Origin of the sequence: Vibrio sp. NH-UV-68, from assembly GCF_042940635.1 — a bacterium.
GTDB lineage: Bacteria > Pseudomonadota > Gammaproteobacteria > Enterobacterales > Vibrionaceae > Vibrio > Vibrio pacinii.
Window position 1 is genome coordinate 433,025 of record NZ_CP134975.1, and the last position, 23,865, is coordinate 456,889.

The following is a 23,865-nucleotide window of genomic DNA, read 5'->3' on the forward strand; positions in this document are numbered from 1 at the left end:
TTTTATTTTGCTGTCTATTCTGTCTCTGAAGAAGATTCAGTGCTCTCTTCTTCTTTGCTTTCAATGGCCAGATCAACCACTTGGTTATCAATCAGGCGCGCCTGACCTAAGAACGCTGACATCAGAATTACCGCTTGGGTGGTTTCTGCTGTGATCGCATGCAGTGTCCGGGCGTCTCGAATAAAGATCTCGTCGGGATGAAGACCAGCGGCACGTAATTGATCGCTGGCATCTTCAATCACAGAAGCGTAATCGTCGCGACCGCCACGGATTGCACTACTAATCCAACGCATGGTACGAGCCAGCACAGGCGCACGTTGGCGCTCATCAAGGGTGAGTAAACCATTACGTGAACTCATCGCCAAACCATCCATCTCGCGCACAGTGGCAACACCAATGATGTTGATATCCATCGCCAGATCGTCAGTCATCTTGCGGATCACGGCAAGTTGCTGGAAGTCTTTCTCGCCAAAACATGCCACATCAGGTTGAACGATGTTAAATAGCTTGGTTACGACGGTCGCAACGCCGCGAAAATGGCCCGGACGAGAGGCGCCTTCAAGCATGCTTGATAGCCCAGGAACTTCGACTGAGGTTTGGTTTTCGACCCCTTGAGGATAAATTACGTCAGCAGTAGGGGTAAAGACCAGTTCTACTCCTTCGGCGTTGAGTTTGCTTAAGTCATCTTCAAGTGTACGGGGATAACTATTGAGATCATCAGCGCGATCAAACTGCATCGGGTTGACAAAAATGCTCACCACGACAATATCAGCGTGCTCACGCGCTTTGCGAGCCAAGGTCAAATGACCTTCGTGCAAGTTACCCATGGTAGGGACGAAAGCAATACTGCGTCCTTCACGTTTATACTGTTTGATCTGTTCGCGCAGTAGCGCAATTTCAGCAAAAGTTTGCATGGCAGTTATCCTTAAGCGATGGTATGAGCGTCGTCAGGGAACGCGCCACTTTCAACATCTTGCTTGTACTTGGTCACGGCCTCGCGCATATCCCCTGTTTCAGCAAGGAAGTTTTTCGAGAACTTTGGCATGTAGTTCGCTGCAATTCCAAACATATCGTGCATTACTAAGATCTGGCCATCCGTCACATTACCCGCACCGATACCAATCACTGGCACCTCACACACTTCAGTGATTCGCGCGGCCAGTTCTTTTGGTATGCATTCTAATAAGATAATCTGCGCACCAGCTTCTTGCAGGGCGAGTGCATCACGAACCATACGGTCAGCTTTGTCTTGCTCGCGACCTTGAACCTTAAAACCACCAAAAATATTCACAGATTGTGGTGTCAGACCTAAGTGAGCACAGACAGGAACCGCGCGCTCTGTGAGCATTTTCACTGTGTCGACTAACCAGTCACCACCTTCAATTTTAACCATATTGGCCCCAGCGCGCATAAGCGTAGCCGCGTTTTCACACGCTTGCTCTGGGGTTGCATAGCTCATAAATGGCATATCGGCCATCAGTAGACAGTTAGGGCTACCTGCACGCACACATCGTGTGTGGTAAGCAATCTCTTCGACGGTAACTGGCAATGTGTCACGTGTTCCTTGCAGTACCATACCCAGAGAGTCACCGACTAACAGAACTGGCATTTCTTGGCTTTCAAACAACTGAGCAAAGCTCGCATCATAAGCGGTCGAGGTAGCAAATTTACGACCTTCTTGCTTCCAAGTCATCAGATCATTGATGGTAATTTTTTTCATGATTTTTCCTTACAGGAGTTGGCTATGATTGCCAAATACGCAGACCGTTTTGCTCAACGACTTGCAATAAGTCTTCTAGTCTGGTCCCACATGGGAGGGTTAAATTTGGTGCAATTTCTGCTAGCGGGTAGAGCACGAATTCACGCTCTTTCATTCCATAGTGTGGAACGGTTAAACGCTCGGAATCGATCACCTCATTGCCGTAAAGAAGGATGTCGAGATCAAGGGTTCTTGGCCCCCAGCGCTCTTCTTTACGGACGCGCCCTTGTTCTAGCTCAATTGCTTGGGTGCAATCGAGTAGCTCAAGTGGCGTTAATTCTGTCGAGATTTCAACCACGGCATTGATGTAGTCAGGTTGGTTTTGTGGTCCCATCGGTGTACTGCTGTACAGCGATGAGGCACGGACAAATTCTGACTTAGGTAATTGTTTTAAAGCATCAATGGCTGCGTGTGCTTGTGCGACAGGGGAGCTAAGGTTGCTCCCCAGTGCAATAAAGACCTGGCTCATGATGAGGCCTTAGGCTTCTTCTTACGACTGTTTTTACGACGGCGTTGCTTTGGTTGCCCTTCGCTGTCATCAAGGTCTGCAACCATGGCTTGGCGCATATTGCGCGCGGCACTTTGGAACACCTGCCACCATTTAGCTAATTGAGCTGTTTCTCCTTGCTCAACTTCGCCACGCATTTCTAGGAAATCAAAACCTGCGCGGAACTTATTTAGTTCCATTAAGCGGAAGGCGCGCTTGCCATTACGGCGAGGTAAGCGCAGCTGCAGTTGCCAGATTTCGCGAATGGTCGCGGTGTGGCGACGTGGAATCGCAATAGTACGTACTTGTTCATCAAGAATGTAATTGCTTGCTTCCATGATGGCATCGTAGAAAGAGAGCTTACGTTGTTCCATCAACAGTTTGGCTCGCTCTTGCAGTGGATACCACAACATAGCGGCAAACATGAAGGCCGGATTGATGCGTTTGCCTTCTTCAATACGTTGATCGGTAGAGTCCAGCGCTAGGTCTAGCATTTGCTCTGTCGGTGAAGAGTAGTCTTCAGTAAAGTGCTCTGCAATGATCGGGAACAGCTGTTGGAAAAGATTGTACTCACGCATTAGGTGGTAAGTTTCCAATCCATGACCAGATTGAAGCATCTTGAGCGACTCTTCATACAGGCGAGCAGCAGGAATATCTTGTAACAGCGTCGCGAGTTCTTCAATCGGCGCAGCAGTGTCTTCTTCAATATCGAAGTCCAATTTTACCGCAAAGCGGATCGCACGCAGCATACGTACAGGATCTTCGCGATAACGGGTTTCTGGATCGCCAATCAGACGAATTAATTTATCTTCGAGATCTTCCATTCCGCGCGCGTAATCGTGAATCGCGTAGTCGCTGATGCTGTAGTACATTGCGTTGACCGTAAAGTCTCGGCGTTCTGCATCTTCATCGATGGTGCCGTAGACATTGTCACGCAATAACATGCCTTCTTTTGACTGCTGAGCGACATTCTTGCTTGGCTCTTGGTGATGGCCTCGGAAGGTCGCCACTTCGATTATGTCGCGTCCAAACATGATGTGAGCAAGACGGAAACGACGACCGATCAAACGACAGTTTCTAAATAGCTGACGAATTTCTTCAGGTGTCGCGTTGGTTGCAATGTCGAAATCTTTCGGCTGTTGGCCAAGGAGCAAGTCACGCACGCCGCCACCAACAAGATACGCATCGAAGCCTGCACCATTGAGACGGTATAGTACCTTCAATGCATTATCGCTGATCTGTTTGCGCGAGATGTTATGCTCTTGGCGAGTAATAGTATTTAGAGCGAGCTCAGTAAACACTTTGGCTTCGCTTGCAGTATCATCAATTTTGTTCATGTGCATCTGGCAATAGTTGGTTGAGCCAACCTTGCTTTAAATTAATTTTTTAGGCCCTATCGGGGCGAATTTGCGGCTAATAATAGCTTACAGCGAGCGGTTTGAGAATATTGGTGTGATCTTCGTCGATGCGGGTAGTTGGGATAAGTGCCAATTATCAACGCCCCATTGAATGATCTCACCAATTGGCAAATCGCTAATTTCTTTATCAAAATCAAAACCTAACAATTGCATTGCGTCAAGTAGAGCCGGCTTAGGCTGGTCGTTGTCGAGCGCTTTTGCGTGGTTTTGTTTAGACAACTTTTGACCATTCACATCGAGTGCGAGTGGTAGGTGTAAATAGTTCACCGGAGCGACATCAAGCATTTTGTACAAGCTTATTTGCCGTCCTGTTGGTTCGATTAAGTCCGCGCCGCGTACCACTTCTGTTACGCCTTGGTCGATATCATCCAATACTACCGCGAGGTTGTAAGCAAACAATCCATCACGGCGTTTTATAATAAAATCTTCATCCGCCAGCGCGTTAGGGATGGTTAAGGCCCCATGACGTCTATCTTCAAACTGATAGACAGGGTGTGTCATTCTGAGTCGAATCGCACACTCATGATGATTGGTTAGTGTCAGCGTTCGGCAGGTGCCAGGGTAGAATCCCCCTAATGCTTTTATCTGCTTACGTGTACACTGACAATAATAGGCTTGCCCCGAGGCCAACCATTGCTCTATTTGTGCTTGATACAACGAGTGACGTTCGCTTTGATAAACGACGTTGCCATCCCAGTAGAGATGATACGCCTCTAGGGTCTTGAGGATCAACGAACTTGCACCAGGCATTTCGCGAGGGGGATCGAGATCTTCAATACGTACTAACCATTGGCCATGGTGTGATTTAGCTTGGAAATAACTTCCTAGGGCCGCGAGCAGCGAACCAAAGTGAAGTGGGCCTGATGGTGAAGGCGCGAAGCGACCAATATAACTCATAGCGTTTTATTTAGCATTAACAAACCAAAAAGGGAGCCAAAGCTCCCTTCAATAGTTATGGCAAAGGTTGAATTAACCTTGCATCTGCTTTTCTTTGATTTCTGCAAGTGTCTTACAGTCAATACAAAGGTCCGCAGTAGGACGAGCTTCTAGACGACGAATGCCGATCTCGACACCACAAGATTCACAGAAGCCGAAATCGTCTTCTTCGATTTTTGTTAGTGTTTTTTCGATCTTTTTGATTAAACGACGTTCGCGATCACGGTTACGTAGTTCTAAGCTAAACTCCTCTTCTTGAGAAGCACGGTCAACGGGATCGGGAAAGTTTGCTGCTTCGTCCTGCATATGGTGCACAGTGCGATCAACTTCTTCCCTGAGCTGGTTGCGCCAAGCCGATAAAATTTTTGTAAAATGAGCCAGTTGTTCAGGTGACATGTACTCTTCACCCGCTTTCGCTTGGTATGGCTCAACCCCTGCAGTGGCTAGGATGCCTAGCGCTTTTTTCTTTGATTCTGGCATGCAGCATCTCCTACTAATACCTAGTCAACTGCGCTCGCAGTCAATTTTAAGGCGGCTATCTATAGCAAAAAGAATCATTGGAGGCAAATACTGAAGAGTAAACTTATTGTCAATGTGAAGGTCACATCATTTTTTGTCGTTATTGACTAAATTTGAGTGACTTGACTAATCTCATCTCATTGCTTGAAAGCTGCGCCTTGTAGCACAAAACTTCCACTCCTTGTTCTTGCGCGTTTTTTAATAATTGTGAATATTCGGCGTCTATATGGTGTGCCGGAGAGACTTTTTCAATCCCTGAATGTAAAACAGTGAATAAAAGTACTGCTCTGCTTCCAGATCGAGCCATTTCGGTCAGTTCACGCAAATGTTTTTGACCACGGGTGGTGACGGCATCTGGGAAATAACCTTGTCCATTGGCAGCTAATAAAGTGACGCTTTTTACTTCTATATAACATGTTGGCTTACTTTGTGATTTGAGCAAGATATCAATCCGACTATTTTCATTGCCATATTTCACTTCAGTTTGCAGTTGTTGATAACCTTGCAGCTCGTCAATGACGCCAGTTTCGATCGCTTCAACGGCTAGTTGGTTGGCCCGAGCGGTATTAATACAAATCTGATGGCCCTGCTCGGTTTCACTCAACTCCCAACTGTTGGGGTACTTACGTTTTGGATTATCCGATGTCGAATACCAGACTTTATTGCCCGATTCGGCGCAGCCAGTCATCGCGCCTGTGTTGGCACAATGAATGGTACGTTGACTGCCATCCGGTAGGGTGATGTCGGCCAAAAAACGTTTATAACGCTTGATCAAAACGGCGGATTCAAGGGAGGGTTCAAACTTCATTAGGGACAGGCTACTGTTTTTATGTACAATATTTCCATTATTACACCACAAGGTTTCTCCATTGTCACAACTGCCTATTGAAGGCGTGATATCAGAATTGATTTCTGCTGTCCGCACTTGCTCGCAATTGATCCTTAAAGCGGCGCCTGGCGCGGGTAAGTCAACCTACTTTCCGTTGCAACTGCTCAAGCAAAAGGTAGTCGCAGGTAAGATGATCATGCTTGAGCCAAGAAGATTAGCCGCGCGTAATATTGCTCGTTATTTGGCCACGCAGTTGGGAGAGGACGTCGGTCAGCGCGTCGGTTATCGAGTGCGCGGGGAAAACCGAGTCAGTAATGACACACAGCTTGAGATCGTCACTGAAGGGGTGCTGACTCGAATGATCCAGTCGGATCCAGAGCTAACAGGCATTGATGTGGTGATCTTTGATGAGTTCCATGAGCGTAGCATTCATGCCGATACGGCATTGGCCTTTTGTTTAGAGATCCAAGAGGCTCTGCGTGATGATCTGAAATTGGTGGTGATGTCGGCAACGCTCGATCAACACGCCTTGTCTCGTTTGATGCCGCAGGCACACTACATTGAATCACAAGGTCGCAGCTATCCGGTGGCGTATCGCTATGTGGCGCCATCGCCCAACCAGCGCTTAGAGGAGTTAATGGCCAAGCAGATACTGAGCTTGATGGCCAGTGAGTCTGGATCGCTGCTGGCGTTTCTTCCGGGGGTTGCGGCAATTAAACGGGTTGCACAACGACTTGATGGTTTAAGCGCAGACATTGAGGTTTGCCCACTCTACGGTCAATTAGACTTTGCCCAGCAACAAGCGGCCATTTTGCCTGCTCCTGCCGGGAAGAGGAAAGTGGTGCTGGCGACCAACATAGCTGAAACCTCATTGACCATCGAAGGGATTCGTCTGGTGGTGGATTGTGGTTATGAACGGGTGGCCAAGTTTGATCTTAAAAGTGGTGTGACTCGATTGGAGCAGGTGCGTATTGCGCAATCTTCGGCTGAGCAGCGCGCCGGGCGAGCGGGCCGAGTTGAGCCGGGTTTGTGTGTGCGTTTGTACAGTGAAAGCCAGTTAGCGCAGCAACCCTATGTGCCCCAAGCAGAGATTTTGCATAGTGATTTAGCTAATTTAGTGATGGAGTTAGCGCAGTGGGGAGCACAAGACCCGAGCGAATTGTCTTGGCTCGATGCCCCTGCTTCTGCCGCTGTCAATCAAGCGCGTGGTTTATTGACCCAGCTTGGCTTATTCGATGCGAAAGGTTCACTCAGTGATGCAGGAAAATTAGCGGGCCAGCTAGGGCTTGAGCCACGAATGTCAGCGATGCTAGCTAAGGCGGGTGAAGCGGTAACCACCGCGTTGGCCGTGGCGGCGTTACTCGAAGAGCCTGAGCGACAGATGATCAATTTTGTCCATAGTGTACAACGCTTTAAACAGGGGCAGCACAACCGACAAAAGCTCGTTTTGATGCGAGCCCAGAATTTAGCCCGTCGGATGGGCGTGCAATTTCGTCTTTGCGAGGTGGATGAAGGGTCGGTCGCTTGGCTATTGGCGCTCGCCTTCCCCGACCGCATTGCTCAGGCTCGATCTAATCAATTGGGCCGCTTTGTTTTGGCTAATGGTCATGGCGCCGAACTGCAAGACAGTGAAAAGTTAGCCGCGAGTGATTATCTAGTCGTGCTGGATCTGATGCGTAGTCACTCTGATTCTTCAATGATTTTTAGCGCGGTCGACGTGGATATCGCTGTTTTGCAAACGCGCTTTCCAGCGTTGTTTGACAGCGTACAGGTCGTGGATTGGGATGAACACAAGGGGCGCTTAGTGGCAGAGCAGCAGACGAAGCTCGGCCGACTGGTTATCGAGCGCAAAGCCTTGCCGGAGCCCTCTAGCGAAAAAATGACTCAAGCTTTACTTAACTATATTCGTCGTAAGGGGCTGAGTGTATTACATTGGACGCCAAATAGCCGCGAGCTGCTCGAACGATTACGTTGTGGGCGTGAGTGGTTGCCAGAGCAATCATGGCCAGAGCTTGATGAACAAGGGTTACTTGAACATTTAGAACAGTGGTTAGCTCCCTACTTAAACGGCATTAATTCAGCCAAAGCGTTAACCAAGGTGGATTTACACGCAGCATTACTCGCGTATTTGGAGTGGCCGTTAAACCAACAGATTAATCAGTGGCTGCCAACGCATTATCAAGTACCAACAGGTAGCAATAAGAAAATTCGTTATCAACAAGGCCAAGAGCCCGTGTTATCGGTTCGTCTTCAAGAAGTGTTTGGCGAGCAAAGCTCTCCGGAGATTGCTCAAGGCCGTAAACGTTTAGTACTTGAGCTGCTATCTCCCGCGCAAAGGCCATTGCAAGTGACTCGCGACTTAGCCAGCTTTTGGGCTGGTGCTTACCGAGAAGTGCAAAAAGAGATGAAGGGCCGTTATCCCAAGCATGTTTGGCCTGATGACCCAGCCAACCATACCGCCACGACTAAAACCAAGCGACAGTTAGATAAATGACCAAGAAAAACCCCAGTAATAACAAAGCGAAGACGACCAAAAAAGCGCCGCGTAAACCTCGTGCATCATCAACAAAACGTGCCACCAAGTCGCCGCAACGCCGCTGGTTAAAAACCGTGTGGAGTGTCGCTTGGAAGCTCGGTTTGGCGGTGTTCGCGATACTCGTCGTGGTGGGGATTTACCTCGATAGCGTCGTGAAGCAACGCTTTGAAGGGCAACTGTTTGATCTGCCGACCGTGGTTTATGCACGGATTCTTAATTTGGCGCCCGGTGATAATATCAGTATTCAAGAAGTGCGTAACGAGTTAGATGTACTTAACTATCGCAAGGTACGTCAACCTCATTACCCAGGAGAGTACTCATCTTCTGCAACGAAAATTGAGCTGATCCGTCGTCCGTTTGAATTTAGTGATGGGCCTGAGCCTGATCGCCGCGTGATGCTGCACTTCTCTTCTTCAGGTATAGAGCGCATTCAATCGCTAGAACAACGCGGTGAGTTAGGCTACCTGCGTATTGAACCTAAGATGCTTGGCATGCTAGAGAAAAACCAAGGTGAGCAACGTCTTTTTTTGCGTCGCGATCAATTCCCAGAAGTGATCGTTGATGCGCTATTGGTCACCGAGGACCGCAATTTTTATCAGCATGATGGTGTGTCACCGTTAGCCATTGCACGTGCGATGGTGGCGAACATTAAAGCGGGACGCACGGTACAAGGGGGCAGTACTTTAACCCAGCAATTGGCGAAAAACCTGTTTCTTTCTAGTGACCGAACCTTATGGCGGAAAATACGTGAAGCTTACATTGCGCTGATTTTGGATTATCGTTACAGCAAAGATCGTATCCTCGAGGCCTATCTTAATGAAGTGTACCTTGGCCAAAGTCAAGGCCAAGCGATTCACGGCTTTGGATTAGCCGCGCGGTTCTATTTTGGTCAACCGATTCAAGAGCTACGTATTGACCAACTTGCTCTGCTCGTTGGGATGGTTAAAGGACCATCGTATTACAACCCTGTGCGTTTTCCTGAACGCGCAAAGCAGCGCCGCGATCTTGTATTAAGGCTGATGATGCAGCACGACATCCTAACCGCTCGCGACTATGATATGGCGGCGAGTCGTCCGCTGGATATTCAAGATAACCCTCGAACCGCGAGTCGTCAGCCAGCCTATTTTCAACAACTTAGTATCGAGCTAAAACAAAAAGTTGGTGATGCTTTTCAGGCAGATAGCGGGCTACGTGTGTTTACCTCTCTGGATCCTGTCTCGCAGCAGCAACTTGAGCGCGCATTGGCCAATAAGATCCCTCAATTAGCCAGTGTGGCAGGAAAAGAGCTCGAAGGCGCGGCAGTAGCGGTGGATCGTCACAGTGGTGAAATTCGCGCGATGGTGGGCGGGAAGCGTACTGGCTACGATGGCTTTAATCGGGCGCTTAATGCTCGTCGCCAAATTGGCTCGCTAGCTAAGCCTGCTGTTTATCTCACGGCATTACAGCAGCCAGAGAAATATAACTTAGCCACAACGTTACACGATAAGCCGATAAGTCTCAAAGGCAGCAAAGGGGATGTCTGGTCGCCGCGTAATTACGATCGAAAGTTCCGTGGTGATGTGCCGCTTTATATCGCGTTAGCTAAATCGCTCAATGTGCCTACTGTTGAGCTGGGGATGCAAGTAGGGATTGCAAATGTGGTCAAAACACTAGAGCGATTAGGTGTCGATGAAAATGAAATTAGCCCTGTGCCTTCGATGTTTTTAGGTTCGTTTACCCTGACGCCATTTCAAGTGGCGCAGATGTATCAAACCCTGACTAACTCAGGCAAACGTGCCGAGCTGTCTGCGCTGCGATCGGTGATTGATCTCGAGGGTAATATTCTTTATCAATCTCTGCCAAGAGTAACCCAAACCGTTGATCAGCAAGCGGCTTGGCTGACAACCTATGCCATGAAACGTGGGGTGATGGAAGGGACAGGACGCTACTTAAATAACCAGTTCGCATGGGCGGCGCTAGCGGGAAAAACGGGGACCAGTAATGATACGCGAGACAGTTGGTTTGTTGGCGTTGATGGTCGTGAAGTGACGACCATCTGGCTTGGACGTGATGACAACAAGTCGACCAAGCTGACCGGTTCAAGTGGTGCGCTACGTGTGTATGCGGAATACCTCAAGCATCGTATTCCTGAGAAGTTATCTCTGCCTTGGCCGCAGGGAATAAACACTCTTGGTTTTGCACAAACCACGCAAGGTAGCTTAAGTCTCAAGTGTGGGAGTGAATTCACATTGCCAGTTTGGGACGTTAATAACGCTCTGCAACAGCAATGTGACAACCAACCTAAACAGTGGCTGAAGAAACTATTTAGTTGGTAATGTTATTATGTTGAATATTAATGCTTTACCGCGTAGTCCGCGTTCAGTATAAACAGTCATTCGGCGAGAAAAAGGATCGTTATCGTGAGGAAACGGATAAGTATATTGTTGTGTCTTGTCGCCAGTAGTGCGCTAAATGCGGCCACTGTCAGCAATACAGAAACAGAGTCTCGTCCTAAAGTGGCTGTGGTACTGGCGGGCGGTGGTGCTAAAGGTGCGGCGCATATCGGTGTTCTAAAAGCCTTAGAGGAACTCAAAATTCCTGTCGACATTATTACTGGCACCAGTATGGGTGCTTATGTCGGTGGTTTGTATGCGACAGGAATGAGTGCGAGTGAAATTGAGTCGTTTATCGAAACGGTTGATTGGAATAGTGGTTATCGCGACCGAGTTGACCGCAGTCAGCGCAGAGTGCAAGACAAAGAATACGAAGATAGGTATCAGCTGACAACGGACCTAGGACTCGGTTGGGGAGAAATTAAAGGTAAGCGCGGTCTGGTTCAGGGGCAGGGCATGCTTAAGTTATTGCGTGAAACCACTGGGAACCTGCCGCCGTTTGACTCTTTTGACCAACTCGCTATCCAATATCGTTCGGTCGCGACTGACATCATTGCATTGGAACCTGTGATCCTCGACAAAGGCTATTTGATTGATGCCATGATGGCGAGTATGTCTGTGCCAGGCGCGTTACCGCCTTATGAACTTGATGGACGACTGTTGGTCGATGGCGGTGTGACCAACAATATGCCAGTCGATATTGCGCTCGAACTTGGCGCAGACATTGTTATTGCCGTCGATATTAGTACCGAATACAAAAGTGAAGAGGACTTTAAGACCTTCTTGACGGTGGCCGATCAACTGTCTAACTATTTGGTTCGCAATACCACCAACCACCAAGCAGAGTTATTGAGCGACAAGGATGTACTTTTACGCCCTGAAGTTGGGGATATGGAAACGACCGAGTTTGATAGGATGCCGCAAGCGTTCGCGACGGGGTATCAAACGGCGATAGCACATAAAGCTCAGTTAGCCGCCATCAGTCTCTCTTCTGCTCAATATCAAGATTATATTGATGCTAAGGAAGAGGCTCGTCGTCAACTTCGCTATGGGGACGAAATTCGTGTCGAAAACATCATCATTAATAACAACACTCACTACTCACAAAAACTACTAGAAAACCGTTTGGATTTATCACCAGGCAAACAGTACAGCCTAGAACAAGTTGAACAAAGTGTTCAAGATTTATACGCCTTAGATCGCTTCGAATTAGTCACCTATCGCTATGATGTTATTGATGGCCAAGACAGCTTGGTGATTGATGTCGATGAGAAATCTTGGGGACCAAACTACGTTAATTTTCGCTTTTTCCTTGAAGATGACTTTAGCACCGATAGTCAATATTCAATTGGAATGTCGAGCAATTTCACTGATCTCAATAGCCATGGCGCAGAGTTAAGAACGAATTTTGAAATTGGTACTGATAAGCTAATTGAGGCCGAGTTTCACTCGCCTTTTTTTTCCAGTCAAAAAACCTTCACCTCACTGAGGGTCACCTACAGTAATGAGAAGCGAAATGCGCCAATTTCAGGCTTTGATGATACCAGCCTTGAGGCGACAAAAAACTACTTCCCGGTAACATTCAATAAGTGGGAAACGGAATGGGCGCTGGGTTATCAAGATACCTTGTGGCGCCGCTTTAAGATTGGTGCGCGTTATACCGATGGTGAAGGGCAATTCTCGACCCTGCCAAGCCTAGGGGATGTACAATTTAAACGTTTAGGTGCTTTTGCCAATTACCGTGTCGATACACTCGATAACTATAGTCTTCCGCTTAAAGGTTTCTATCTTGACCTTGATTATCTTATCTCACACGATGATAGCGTTGGTTATAGTGCTCTGATTGATGACGTGGGGGAAGATACCGTTTATGAAGTGGGGGCCCAACTGATCGCCGCTCATACCTTTTCGCGCCATACTTTGGTCGCAAATATCGATTTAGGCGTTGTTAAAAGTAAAAAGTCATCACTGCCGATTGATCCACAGGAAATTGGTGGATTTTTGAACCTTTCTGGCATCCCTCGAAATAGCTTGATTGGTCAGAATAAAGTGTTTAGTCGACTGGTTTATCGCTATCGTTGGTTTGACAATGATTTTGGTCTATTTAAGTCCCCTTTCTATGTCGGAGCATCGTTAGAGTATGGTGGCGTATGGTCTGACCCTGATCTCAAAATAGACGAGGCGCCGCTGTATGCCGCTGGCTCATTGTTTGCTGGGGTCGATTCACCGATTGGTCCTGTCATGTTGGGTTATGGTCGGACTGAGCAAAACTTCGATTCGTTTTATCTCATTATTGGTACGACATTCAAATAATCTGCGGTTGTCTCATTTGGTGGTAAATGAACGGATTTTATAAACAAAATCATAGAACTTTAGTCTTAAGTTGCTATGTTGGTCAAAGTGATGAGATTTTAATTTAAGGTTAAATTTGCTATCCTACCGCCCACAGTTTGGCCTCTCTGGCACTGTTTCTCAATCAGCATTGAATGAAAAATACGGCATGGAGAGCCAAGTTTCCAAGGATGTTCACTCCCTATTTTATGAATAACGAGTAATAAAAGGGAGGAACCGCAATGAGAGGAAAAAGTCGTGCTTGAAGCCTACCGTAAACACGTCGAAGAGCGTGCTGCTGAAGGAGTTGTTCCTAAACCACTAGACGCTGAGCAAGTCGTCGGCCTAGTTGAACTTCTCAAAAATCCCCCACAAGGTGAAGAAGCCTTTATTCTTGACCTATTAGAGAACCGAATCCCACCAGGTGTTGATGAAGCCGCTTATGTTAAAGCGGGTTTCTTAACTGCGCTGACAAAAGGTGAAGTGGAATCACCACTGGTCAGTCGTGAAAAAGCTGCTGAATTGCTCGGCACCATGCAAGGTGGTTACAACATTCAACCGCTGGTTAGTCTGCTCGATGATGAGGCGTTAGCGCCTATCGCCGTTAAAGCCTTGTCTCACACTCTACTGATGTTTGATGCATTCTTCGATGTAGAAGAAAAAGCTAAGGCAGGCAATGCCCATGCACAAAAAGTGCTGCAATCTTGGGCTGATGCCGAGTGGTTTACCTCGAAAGAAAAAGTCGCGGAAAAAATTACCGTAAAAGTATTTAAAGTGACCGGTGAAACCAACACCGATGACTTATCTCCAGCACCTGATGCTTGGTCTCGTCCTGATATTCCAGTCCATGCGAAAGCGATGCTTAAGATGGAACGTGAAGGTATCAACCCAGATCAACCAGGTAGTGTTGGTCCAATTAGCCAAATTGAACAGCTGCAAAAAGATGGCATCCCACTGGCTTATGTTGGTGATGTTGTCGGCACGGGCTCTTCACGTAAATCAGCCACCAACTCAGTGCTTTGGTTCATGGGTGATGATATTCCTTATGTACCTAACAAGCGCACAGGCGGTATCTGCCTAGGTGGAAAGATCGCACCAATCTTCTACAACACAATGGAAGACTCAGGTGCATTGCCGATTGAACTGAATGTTCAAGACATGCACATGGGTGATGTTATCGACATTTACCCGTACGAAGGTGTGGTACGTAAAGACGGCGCTGAAATTTCAAGCTTCAAATTGAGCAATGTTCTGCTTGATGAAGTGCGTGCTGGTGGTCGTATCCCTCTGATTATTGGTCGCGGTTTAACTGGTCGCGCTCGTGCCTCTCTGGGATTGGAAGAAACCGATCTGTTTGCCAAACCTACGGATCCTTTAGCTTCTGAAAAAGGTTACACACTGGCTCAGAAAATGGTCGGTAAAGCGTGTGGCGTAGAAGGTGTTCGTGCCGGTCAGTACTGTGAACCTAAGATGACAACAGTTGGTTCTCAAGATACAACGGGCCCTATGACTCGTGATGAACTGAAAGATTTGGCGTGTCTAGGCTTCTCAGCAGACCTAGTGATGCAATCATTCTGTCATACATCGGCTTACCCAAAACCAGTGGATGTTAATACTCACCATACGCTACCTGATTTCATTATGAATCGTGGCGGTGTGTCATTGCGTCCGGGTGATGGTGTTATCCACTCATGGTTAAACCGTATGCTTCTGCCTGACACGGTCGGTACTGGTGGTGACTCACACACTCGTTTCCCTCTCGGTATTTCGTTCCCTGCCGGTTCTGGTTTGGTTGCGTTTGCGGCCGCGACTGGTGTGATGCCACTGGATATGCCAGAGTCAATTCTGGTGCGCTTCAAAGGCAAAATGCAGCCAGGTATTACCCTGCGTGACCTAGTTCATGCCATCCCATATTACGGCATTAAGCAAGGCCTGTTAACGGTAGAGAAAGCCGGCAAAATCAATGAATTCTCAGGCCGCGTGCTTGAAATTGAAGGGGTTGAGCACTTAACGGTTGAGCAAGCGTTTGAGCTTTCAGACGCTTCAGCAGAGCGTAGTGCAGCCGGTTGTGCGGTTAAACTGTCTCAAGAGTCCGTTGAAGAGTACCTCAATTCAAACATCACTATGCTTAAGTGGATGATTGCGGAAGGTTACGGTGACCGCCGTACTATCGAACGCCGTATTACCGCAATGCAAGAGTGGTTGGCAAACCCTGAGTTGATGGAAGCGGATAAGGATGCAGAGTACGCGCATGTTATCGAGATTGACCTTGCTGAAATCAATGAGCCAATCCTATGTGCGCCAAACGATCCTGATGATGCGCGTCTGTTATCAGACGTTCAAGGCACTCAAATTGATGAAGTGTTTATCGGTTCATGTATGACCAATATTGGTCATTTCCGCGCTGCAGGTAAATTGCTCGAGAAGTTCAATGGCCAGCTTGATACTCGTTTGTGGGTCGCCCCACCAACTAAGATGGATCGTGATCAACTCACTGAAGAAGGTTATTACGGCATCTATGGTCGCGCTGGGGTTCGTATCGAAACGCCAGGGTGTTCACTGTGTATGGGTAACCAAGCGCGTGTTGCTGATAAATCGACAGTGATGTCGACCTCAACGCGTAACTTCCCTAACCGTTTAGGTACGGGAGCAAATGTGTACTTGGCCTCAGCTGAACTTTCAGCCGTTGGTGCAATTCTTGGTAAAATCCCAACTAAAGATGAGTACCTTGCTTACATGGAGCAGATTGATGCAACGGCAGCAGATACCTACCGTTACCTCAACTTCCATCGTATGGAGCAGTACACTAAGAAAGCCGACCAAGTGATTTTCCAAGAACCAGCGTAATTTGGTTGTCAACGTCTAACGAAACGCCTACTCATTGAGTAGGCGTTTTTTTATCTCTTGATTTTGTACTTGCTAGCTCTTGGCGATATACTCGCGTCCTATTTTTTTGCAACCCACGAGTAGCACGATGGAATTTGAGTTTATTAGAAATACCTTGATGGGCGAATATTACGTCAAGTCCAGTATGGGGCATGAAATCATCGCTCGTTGGCTGCAAGAAGAAATTGGTAAAGATTGGTGCAAGATTGAGCAAGTTGAGGCGCTGGCTCAACAAGCTAAATGTGCACCACAGCAAGAGTTCAATTTATATGGTGCTGAAATATCTCTTACTATTCATGGAGATGAAGTAACCGTTCAAGAAAATGTACTCAGCCATGATAGCCAAGTGGAACTTGAAAGTGAGTTTGACTTTTACGATTGCGAAAGTACCGCTTGTTGTGGAATCGAAGACTTTGATGACCTTATCGTACAGTGGAAGACTTTTTTGACCACCCGATAATGCACTTATATGGTGAAGTAAGGCAGGACTGCTTTAAATTTGTGAATAAGGCGCACCTTTTTGGTGCGCCTTATTGGTTTCTGCGCATTGAAAACTTGTTGTTTTTATATAAATCAATAAGTTAAAAAGTTGGCACGTACCTTGGATTATATAGAACAAAAGGATGACAGCTTCAGAGAGGATACGATGAAACTTATAAATGCAATTATCAAACCGTTCAAATTGGATGATGTACGTGAGGCTCTCGCCGATGTTGGTATCGAGGGGATGACGGTGTCGGAAGTTAAAGGTTTTGGTCGTCAAAAAGGCCATACCGAGCTTTACCGTGGAGCGGAGTACCAAGTCGACTTTCTACCGAAAGTGAAATTGGAAATCGCGACACAGGCTGAAAACGTAGACCGCGTTATCGAAGCTATATCAAAGGCGGCCCACACTGGCAAAATTGGTGATGGCAAAATCTTTGTTTACGACCTCAGTCAAGCAGTACGTATTCGTACCGGCGAAATGGACAATGAAGCGCTTTAAGAATTCAAAGGATTGGAGACAATAAAATGGAATTAACAACGACGGTAACAGAATTACGTTACGCACTAGACACTTTTTTCTTTCTCATTTCAGGTGCGTTAGTGATGTGGATGGCAGCCGGTTTCGCAATGTTAGAAGCAGGCTTAGTTCGCTCAAAGAATACCACGGAGATCTTAACCAAAAACGTCTGCTTGTACGCCATTGCTTGTACTATGTACTTGGTTGTGGGTTACAACATCATGTATGTCGATAACGGCTCAGGCGGTTGGCTACCTTCTTTTGGTGCGCTGATTGGCACCCAAGGTGAAGGCGCCGATCACTCACTAGAATCAGACTTCTTCTTCCAGGTCGTGTTCGTTGCGACAGCGATGTCAGTCGTATCGGGTGCGGTTGCTGAGCGTATGAAGCTGTGGTCATTCCTGATTTTCTCTGTGGTACTGACTGGATTTATCTACCCAATGGAAGGCTACTGGACTTGGGGTGGCGGTTTCCTATCGGAAGCAGGCTTTAGTGACTTCGCTGGTTCAGGTATTGTCCATATGGCTGGTGCTGCGGCGGCGTTAGCGGGGGTTATCTTACTTGGTGCTCGTAAAGGCAAATACGGTAAGAATGGCGAAATCTACCCGATTCCTGGTTCTAACATGCCACTGGCGACGTTAGGTACTTTCATCTTGTGGTTCGGTTGGTTTGGTTTTAACGGCGGTTCTCAGTTGATGGTTTCTGACTTCGAAAACGCAACGGCAGTCGGTCAAATCTTCCTTAACACTAATGCAGCGGCAGCCGCTGGTGCGATTGCAGCGTTGTTGGTGTGTAAGACCACTTGGGGCAAAGCTGATTTAACCATGATTTTGAACGGTGCCTTGGCTGGTCTGGTCGCGATTACCGCAGACCCACTATCACCATCACCACTTTATGCTGTCGCGATTGGCTGTGTGTCTGGTGCGCTAGTGGTGTTTAGTATCATCGGTCTAGACAAGCTTAAGATTGACGATCCAGTCGGTGCTATCTCAGTACACGGTGTATGTGGCTTCTTTGGCCTGATGGTTGTGCCACTAAGTAATGGTGATGCTAGCTTTGGTGCTCAGCTTCTCGGCGCAGCAGTTATCTTTGCTTGGGTATTCGGTGCAAGCCTAGTGGTTTGGGCGGTATTGAAAGCAACCATGGGTATCCGTGTTACAGAAGACGAAGAGATGGAAGGTATGGATATGCACGACTGTGGTGTCGGCGCGTACCCTGAGTTTGTTACGGTTAAGTAATTTACTCTAAATGTGACCTAACATTTAGTTACAAAGAAAATTATCAAAAACCTGCTCAAATGAGCAGGTTTTTTTGTTTCACATCATTGTTTTCAAAATCCAGATGAATATAATAACGCAACTGATAGACATTATCATTTCGATATTAAAGGATTGCACCAATGAAAAATCTGCTAACTCTTTCTGCTTTAGTATGTGCGTCAATTGCGCCTACCGCTGCCATCGCTGCAGAAGAAGTGAACGTATACTCTTACCGTCAGCCTTTCCTTGTTGAGCCAATGCTTAACGAATTTACCAAAGAGACCGGCATTAAAGTAAACGTTAAGTTTGCCAAAACAGGTTTAGCTGAAAAGCTAGCTCAAGAGGGTGAATACAGTCCAGCAGATGTACTTCTAACCGTTGATATCATTCGTCTTGCTGAACTAACTGAAAAAGGTCTAGTTCAAGCCGTTGACAGTGAAGTGCTTGAGAAAAATATCCCAGCACAATACCAAGACACCAACAATGAGTGGTTTGCACTGACTACGCGTACACGTAGCGTTTACTCTTCGCGTGACCGTGTTGGTCGTTTAGGTGCTGATTTTACTTACGCTGATCTCGCCAAACCAGAATTCAAAGGCAAAATCTGTACTCGTAGTGGTAAGCACCCATACAACGTCTCCTTGGTTTCATCGATGATTGCTCACAAAGGTGAAGCTGAAACCAAGCAGTGGCTAGAAGGTGTTAAGGCTAATTTAGCCCGTAAGCCTCAAGGTAATGACCGCGGACAAGTGAAAGCGATCAAAGAAGGTCTATGTGACGTGTCTTTGGGTAATAGCTACTACCTAGGTAAGATGGTTAACGACGCTGAGCAAAAAGCGTGGGCTGACGCGGTATACATTAACTTCCCTAACCAAGAGACCACGGGTACGCACGTTAACATCTCTGGTATGGCAATGGCGAAATACGCACCAAACAAAGACAATGCTGTTAAGTTGATGGAATTCCTATCAAACGATGCTGCGCAAAGCCTATACGCAGAAGTAAACTATGAATACCCAGTTAAAGAGGGTGTTAAGCGTTCTGAGTTGGTTGCGTCTTGGGGTGACTTTAAAGCTGATACTATCTCTCTAGATCAAATCGCTGAACATCACGAAGCGGCCATCAAGCTGCTTGACGAAGTGAAGTTTGATCTGTAATCAAAACTCACAGCTTGAATTGAGATAGCCTCAAGTCGCTCTTTTGCTAGGGTGACTTGAGGTTATTGATTTATACAGGTATAAATACCCTTAATCTATTAAAGGGATATGAGATTTATTTGCAAACGCATTTATGTTTCATACAGCCTCGTTGTATTTAGGCGATGAAAGAAAAAAATTACTTATGGAAAACCAGTAGTGGAGCGTTAGCCCTGCTACTGGTTTTGCCGATCTTAGCCATATTCACTACCGCTGTTGGCGAAACAGATGAGTTGTTTGCTCATTTGCTGTCAACGGTTATGCCGACTTACGCCTTCAATACCGTGGTATTGGTGGCCGGAACCATGTTGTTATCAATGTTACTGGGGATTCCAGCAGCTTGGGTGATGGCGATGTGCCGTGTTCCGGGTGAGCGTGTATTGCAATGGGCTTTGGTGCTGCCATTAGCGATGCCGGCGTACATTATTGGCTATATTTTTACTGACTGGTTTGATTTTGCTGGTCCGATCCAAATCTTATTACGAGATTTAACTGGTTGGAGTGCGGGAGAGTATTGGTTTCCCGACATTCGCACTCTTACTGGCGCGATTATTGTGCTTTCGTTGGTACTTTACCCCTATGTCTACTTGTTATGCCGCGCAGCATTCATGGAGCAAAATATCTCTTTGCTGCAATCCGCGAGGTTACTCAAGTGCTCGCCTTGGGATAGCTTTCGCCGCATCTCATTACCATTAGTGCGTCCTTCGGTGGCGGTCGGGTTGTCTCTAGTTGCTATGGAAACTTTAGGCGATTTCGGAACCGTGAGTTATTTTGCCGTCAACACCTTAACTACGGCGGTTTACGACACTTGGCTCGGCTATTCGAGCTTAACTGCCGCGGCAAAAATTTCAGCCATTATGCTGGTGGTTGTAATCTTATTGCTCAGCAGTGAGCGTTATAGCCGCCGTAAGCAAAAGCTATTTCAAAACCAATTTAGTAGCCGTGAAGATTTTCGCTATGACCTCACTGGTTGGAAAAAGTGGTTGGCCCTCATTTGGTGTTGGGGCTTAGTCTGCGTCGCTTTCTTATTTCCTCTTGGTCAGTTACTGATCTACGCCTATAAATATTTCGCACAAAGCTGGACGGGTGAATTCCGAGCATATGCGTTAAACAGCCTCTATGTTTCGCTGGTCGCAGCAGTGATTGCCGTTTTGGTTGCCATCACTGTCAACTTTTGTCAGCGTTTATCGCCAAGTCGTTATAGTTTAGCCATGATGCGTTTATCATCGATGGGCTATGCAGTGCCTGGTACCGTGTTGGCGATTGGTGTGATGGTTCCCGTGCTGTTTATGGATCATTTAGTCAACGACATCGCTAAAGCGATGCAGTGGAGCAGGCCGGGACTGATTTTCTCAGGTTCAATGTTTGCGCTGATTTTTGCTATGGTAGTGCGTTTTTCAGCGGTCGCGATTGGTAGTATCGAAAGTAGCTTGAGTAAAGTGTCCCCATCACTGGATATGGCGTCGCGCACCATGGGCTGTAATGGCAATCGCATGCTGTGGCGAGTGCATTTCCCCTTAGTGCGTCGTGGTGCCTTGATCGCTGGGTTGTTGGTGTTTATTGAATCAATGAAAGAGCTCAATGCCGCCTTGCTTTTGCGTCCATTCAACTTTGAAACGCTCGCGACTTATGTCTACAACTTTGCCTCTGACGAGCATCTTGAACTGGCAGCCTTACCGGCGGTTCTGCTGGTGTTTGTCGGCTTAATTCCGCTAGTTATTGTTAACCGTTCACTGGAGCATTCCCACTAATGAGCTGTGCATTATCGATCAATAATTTGACCTGCAAGTACGATCAACAAACCACGGTGCTTGAGTCGCTCTCATTAGAAGTGGAGCAGGGCGAAATTGTCTGCCTGCTGGGTGCCAGTGGCTGTGGAAAAACCACGCTGTTGAAAGCGATCGCGGGTCTGCTGCCATTAAGTTCTGGCACCATGAGTCTCAACTGCATGTTAATAGATGATGGGGATAACTGGTTACCACCAGAGCAGCGCAATATCGGCATGATTTTTCAAGATTATGCACTTTTTCCTCATTTGACTGTGGCGCAAAACGTTGCTTTTGGCTTGCGTGATATGAGCGCTGAGCAAAAGCTGCAAAAAGTGTCTGAAATGCTAGATTTGGTTCATTTGGCCGGTTTTGAACAGCGTTATCCGCATCAACTCTCAGGTGGTCAGCAGCAACGAGTCGCCATTGCGCGCTCTTTAGCCTACAAACCCGATCTATTGTTACTTGATGAACCGTTTTCCAATATAGACACTCAAGTTCGTCATGAATTGATTGGCGAGATCCGCAAGATTTTTAAAAACCAAGGCGTAACCGCGATCTTTGTCACCCATAGTCGTGAAGAGGCGTTCGCTTTTGCTGACAAAATGGCGGTGATGAACCATGGAGTCATAGAGCAATATGGTTCGGCCAGTGAGCTCTACTATCGCCCTTCTAGTAAATTCGTCGCCGACTTTCTTGGTGGCGGTAGCTACCTTCCGGCGACCCGACTTTCGGCAGGTGAATACCAAACTGAGCTAGGCACGATAGAAGCCAAAGCTCAGCAAACCATCGAGATTGGCCGCCAATGTGAATTACTATTACGTCCCCAACATGTACAGATTGCTGCCGCCGAAGAGAGCAGTGTTACGGTTCTAGAGCAGCATTTTATGGGCGATCATTGTCGTTACGTTATTGATGCGGGTGGCAAACGTCTATTGGCCAGTTCGCCAGAGCCTCTGACGATAGGACAACAAGTGTCGGTCAAAGTCGAAACCCAAGGCGTGCTGGCGTTTTAAGTTGAACGCTTTGGCCAAAGAAGAAAAAGCCCGGCAGTGATGCCGGGCAAGTGTTCTCACCTATAGGGTAGGGTAAAAGAGCGCAGTTATAGTTGCAAAAACGCTTTCACTTGTTGAAGAACACATTCTGCTGTCTCTTTGTCGGCCATCTCTGCAAAAATGCGCAACAAAGGTTCAGTGCCTGAGAAACGAGCAATCACCCATCCGCCATTTTTGAAGTAAACTTTAGCGCCATCTTCATAGCTGACTTTGTCTATTTCAAACTCAAATTCTGGCAACTGTTTCTCTACATAAATACGGTTGTAAAGCGCCTGTTTCTGAGCTGGTTTAAAGGTACAATCGCCTTCTGCAGTATAGGCATAGCCATATCTGGCATAGATCTCATCCAGCAGCTCAGAGAGCTTTTTGCCTGTCACTGAAATCATTTCGACCAATAAACTTGAAGCAAATACGCCATCTTTCCCTTTGATATGACCACGAATGGTTAAACCGCCAGAGCTCTCACCGCCGATTAATGAATCGTCTGCTTCCATTTGTGAGCTGATGTGTTTAAAGCCAACCGGAACCTCGAAGCACTTTTCGCCATGATCGGCCGCGACTTTATCGAGTAGATGTGTGGTCGCGATATTACGTACGACGGAGCCTTTCCAACCCTTGTATTCGAGTAGATAGTAGTAGAGTAAGATCAAAACTTCATTTGGGTGAATGAAATTACCCTTTTCATCGATGATGCCTAAGCGGTCAGCATCGCCGTCAGTACCAATACCGATGTCGTAACCTTCTGCTGCAACTAAGTGCTTGAGACGATAAAGCGTCGCGGCATTGGGTGAGGGCATCAAACCGCCAAAGTCGGGGTTTTTGCCATCATTAATCACATCGACATCACAGCGGCCATTGATCAGTACGGTTTGCAGCGCATTTTTGGCCACGCCAAACATCGGATCGATTAATACGCGAAGGTTGGCTTTTTTGATCGCTTCAATATCAATAAAGTCGATGATGGAGTCGACAAACTCGTTCATAGGGTTGATCACTTCGATCAACTTATCTTCAATAGCTTGCTCAAAGTCGACAGATTTAACTTGGTCTTGAGTTAGCGCTGCGATTTGAGTTTCAATTTTCTCTGTGATGACTTCATCGGCATCGCGTCCACCTTCAATGAACACTTTAACGCCGTTATAATCTGCAGGGTTATGTGAAGCGGTAATACAAGCCGAGTAAGCGCAGCCCATCTCTTTTGCTTTAAACATAACGATCGGTGTTGGGACAAATTTATCGATAAAGCTGACAGTAACGCCATTCGCCGCAAGAACTTCAGCAAACCAACGTCCTGCTTTGTCTGAAAGAAAACGACGGTCATAACCGATAACAAAGCCTTTATCCGCAACTTGTTCGTTGTTGATGATGTTCGCTAAGGATTGCGCCACTAAACGAACATTGTCTTTGGTGAACTCTTCACCAATAAATGCACGCCAGCCGCCTGTTCCAAATTTAATCATATTGATCATCCTTTAATCCAAGTTACGAGCCTCTAGCGAGGCTCGCGCTTGGT

Annotated in this window: 18 protein-coding genes; 10 read left to right on the plus strand and 8 right to left on the minus strand. The window is 47.0% G+C overall.

The annotated features are described in order from the left end of the window. Positions 1-14: 14 nt before the first annotated feature. The 7 genes from panC to sfsA all read right to left on the minus strand — a co-directional run bounded on the left by panC (position 15) and on the right by sfsA (position 5,927). A complete protein-coding gene (gene panC, locus ViNHUV68_RS02155) occupies positions 15-914 on the minus strand; it encodes a pantoate--beta-alanine ligase (protein WP_391089094.1) in 900 nt (299 codons plus the stop codon). Positions 915-925: 11 nt separating this feature from the next. After that, positions 926-1,720 carry a 3-methyl-2-oxobutanoate hydroxymethyltransferase gene (panB, locus tag ViNHUV68_RS02160; RefSeq protein ID WP_100752495.1) on the minus strand — a complete coding sequence of 265 codons (795 nt, stop codon included), beginning with the start codon at positions 1,718-1,720 and terminating at the stop codon, positions 926-928. A gap of 22 nt (positions 1,721-1,742) precedes the next feature. Further along, positions 1,743-2,228, minus strand: coding sequence for a 2-amino-4-hydroxy-6-hydroxymethyldihydropteridine diphosphokinase (gene folK / locus ViNHUV68_RS02165; RefSeq protein ID WP_038173853.1), 486 nt, complete (start codon positions 2,226-2,228; stop codon positions 1,743-1,745). Further along, the gene (gene pcnB / locus ViNHUV68_RS02170; RefSeq protein ID WP_038173854.1) at positions 2,225-3,589 is read right to left on the minus strand and encodes a polynucleotide adenylyltransferase PcnB; all 1,365 of its coding nucleotides are present in this window, start codon (positions 3,587-3,589) and stop codon (positions 2,225-2,227) included. The genes folK and pcnB overlap by 4 nt, the downstream gene beginning before the upstream one ends. An 81-nt stretch (positions 3,590-3,670) precedes the next feature. Continuing rightward, a complete protein-coding gene (gene gluQRS / locus ViNHUV68_RS02175) occupies positions 3,671-4,561 on the minus strand; it encodes a tRNA glutamyl-Q(34) synthetase GluQRS (RefSeq protein ID WP_038173855.1) in 891 nt (296 codons plus the stop codon). A gap of 72 nt (positions 4,562-4,633) precedes the next feature. After that, positions 4,634-5,080: an RNA polymerase-binding protein DksA gene (dksA, locus tag ViNHUV68_RS02180; RefSeq protein ID WP_038173856.1), complete on the minus strand. Its 447-nt coding sequence runs from the start codon at positions 5,078-5,080 to the stop codon at positions 4,634-4,636. 139 nt (positions 5,081-5,219) lie between these two features. Continuing rightward, positions 5,220-5,927 (minus strand): DNA/RNA nuclease SfsA, encoded by a 708-nt coding sequence (sfsA, locus tag ViNHUV68_RS02185; RefSeq protein WP_038173858.1) that lies wholly within the window; start codon positions 5,925-5,927, stop codon positions 5,220-5,222. A 61-nt stretch (positions 5,928-5,988) separates the two neighbouring features. Here sfsA and hrpB point away from each other — a divergent pair, with 61 nt between their 5' ends. From hrpB to ViNHUV68_RS02235, 10 genes are all read left to right on the plus strand, one after another. Further along, a complete protein-coding gene (gene hrpB / locus ViNHUV68_RS02190; RefSeq protein ID WP_391089098.1) occupies positions 5,989-8,442 on the plus strand; it encodes an ATP-dependent helicase HrpB in 2,454 nt (817 codons plus the stop codon). Next, positions 8,439-10,799, plus strand: coding sequence for a penicillin-binding protein 1B (gene mrcB, locus ViNHUV68_RS02195; RefSeq protein ID WP_391089100.1), 2,361 nt, complete (start codon positions 8,439-8,441; stop codon positions 10,797-10,799). Before hrpB ends, mrcB begins: the two co-directional genes overlap by 4 nt. 84 nt (positions 10,800-10,883) lie before the next feature. Beyond that, positions 10,884-13,169, plus strand: a complete 2,286-nt coding sequence (locus tag ViNHUV68_RS02200; protein ID WP_391089102.1) for a patatin-like phospholipase family protein — start codon at positions 10,884-10,886, stop codon at positions 13,167-13,169. A 276-nt stretch (positions 13,170-13,445) separates the two neighbouring features. Beyond that, on the plus strand, positions 13,446-16,034 hold the full coding sequence (gene acnB, locus ViNHUV68_RS02205) for a bifunctional aconitate hydratase 2/2-methylisocitrate dehydratase (RefSeq protein WP_391089103.1): 2,589 nt from the start codon (positions 13,446-13,448) through the stop codon (positions 16,032-16,034). A gap of 127 nt (positions 16,035-16,161) precedes the next feature. Next, the gene (locus ViNHUV68_RS02210; RefSeq protein WP_038173865.1) at positions 16,162-16,533 is read left to right on the plus strand and encodes a YacL family protein; all 372 of its coding nucleotides are present in this window, start codon (positions 16,162-16,164) and stop codon (positions 16,531-16,533) included. Between the two features lie 186 nt (positions 16,534-16,719). Further along, entirely contained in the window at positions 16,720-17,058 is a 339-nt protein-coding gene (gene glnK / locus ViNHUV68_RS02215) for a P-II family nitrogen regulator (RefSeq protein ID WP_038173867.1), read from the plus strand. A gap of 26 nt (positions 17,059-17,084) precedes the next feature. Next, positions 17,085-18,314 carry an ammonium transporter gene (locus ViNHUV68_RS02220; RefSeq protein ID WP_038173868.1) on the plus strand — a complete coding sequence of 410 codons (1,230 nt, stop codon included), beginning with the start codon at positions 17,085-17,087 and terminating at the stop codon, positions 18,312-18,314. Between the two features lie 161 nt (positions 18,315-18,475). Then, the gene (locus ViNHUV68_RS02225; protein WP_038173869.1) at positions 18,476-19,492 is read left to right on the plus strand and encodes a Fe(3+) ABC transporter substrate-binding protein; all 1,017 of its coding nucleotides are present in this window, start codon (positions 18,476-18,478) and stop codon (positions 19,490-19,492) included. 164 nt (positions 19,493-19,656) lie between these two features. Next, positions 19,657-21,282, plus strand: coding sequence for an iron ABC transporter permease (locus tag ViNHUV68_RS02230; RefSeq protein WP_038173870.1), 1,626 nt, complete (start codon positions 19,657-19,659; stop codon positions 21,280-21,282). Next, a complete protein-coding gene (locus ViNHUV68_RS02235; RefSeq protein WP_038173871.1) occupies positions 21,282-22,313 on the plus strand; it encodes an ABC transporter ATP-binding protein in 1,032 nt (343 codons plus the stop codon). Before ViNHUV68_RS02230 ends, ViNHUV68_RS02235 begins: the two co-directional genes overlap by 1 nt. Positions 22,314-22,399: 86 nt before the next feature. Here the strand turns inward: ViNHUV68_RS02235 and ViNHUV68_RS02240 are convergent, their stop codons facing one another. Continuing rightward, complete coding sequence (locus ViNHUV68_RS02240; RefSeq protein WP_038173983.1) at positions 22,400-23,812, minus strand: phosphoglucomutase/phosphomannomutase family protein; 1,413 nt, start codon at positions 23,810-23,812, stop codon at positions 22,400-22,402. Positions 23,813-23,865: the final 53 nt, after the last annotated feature.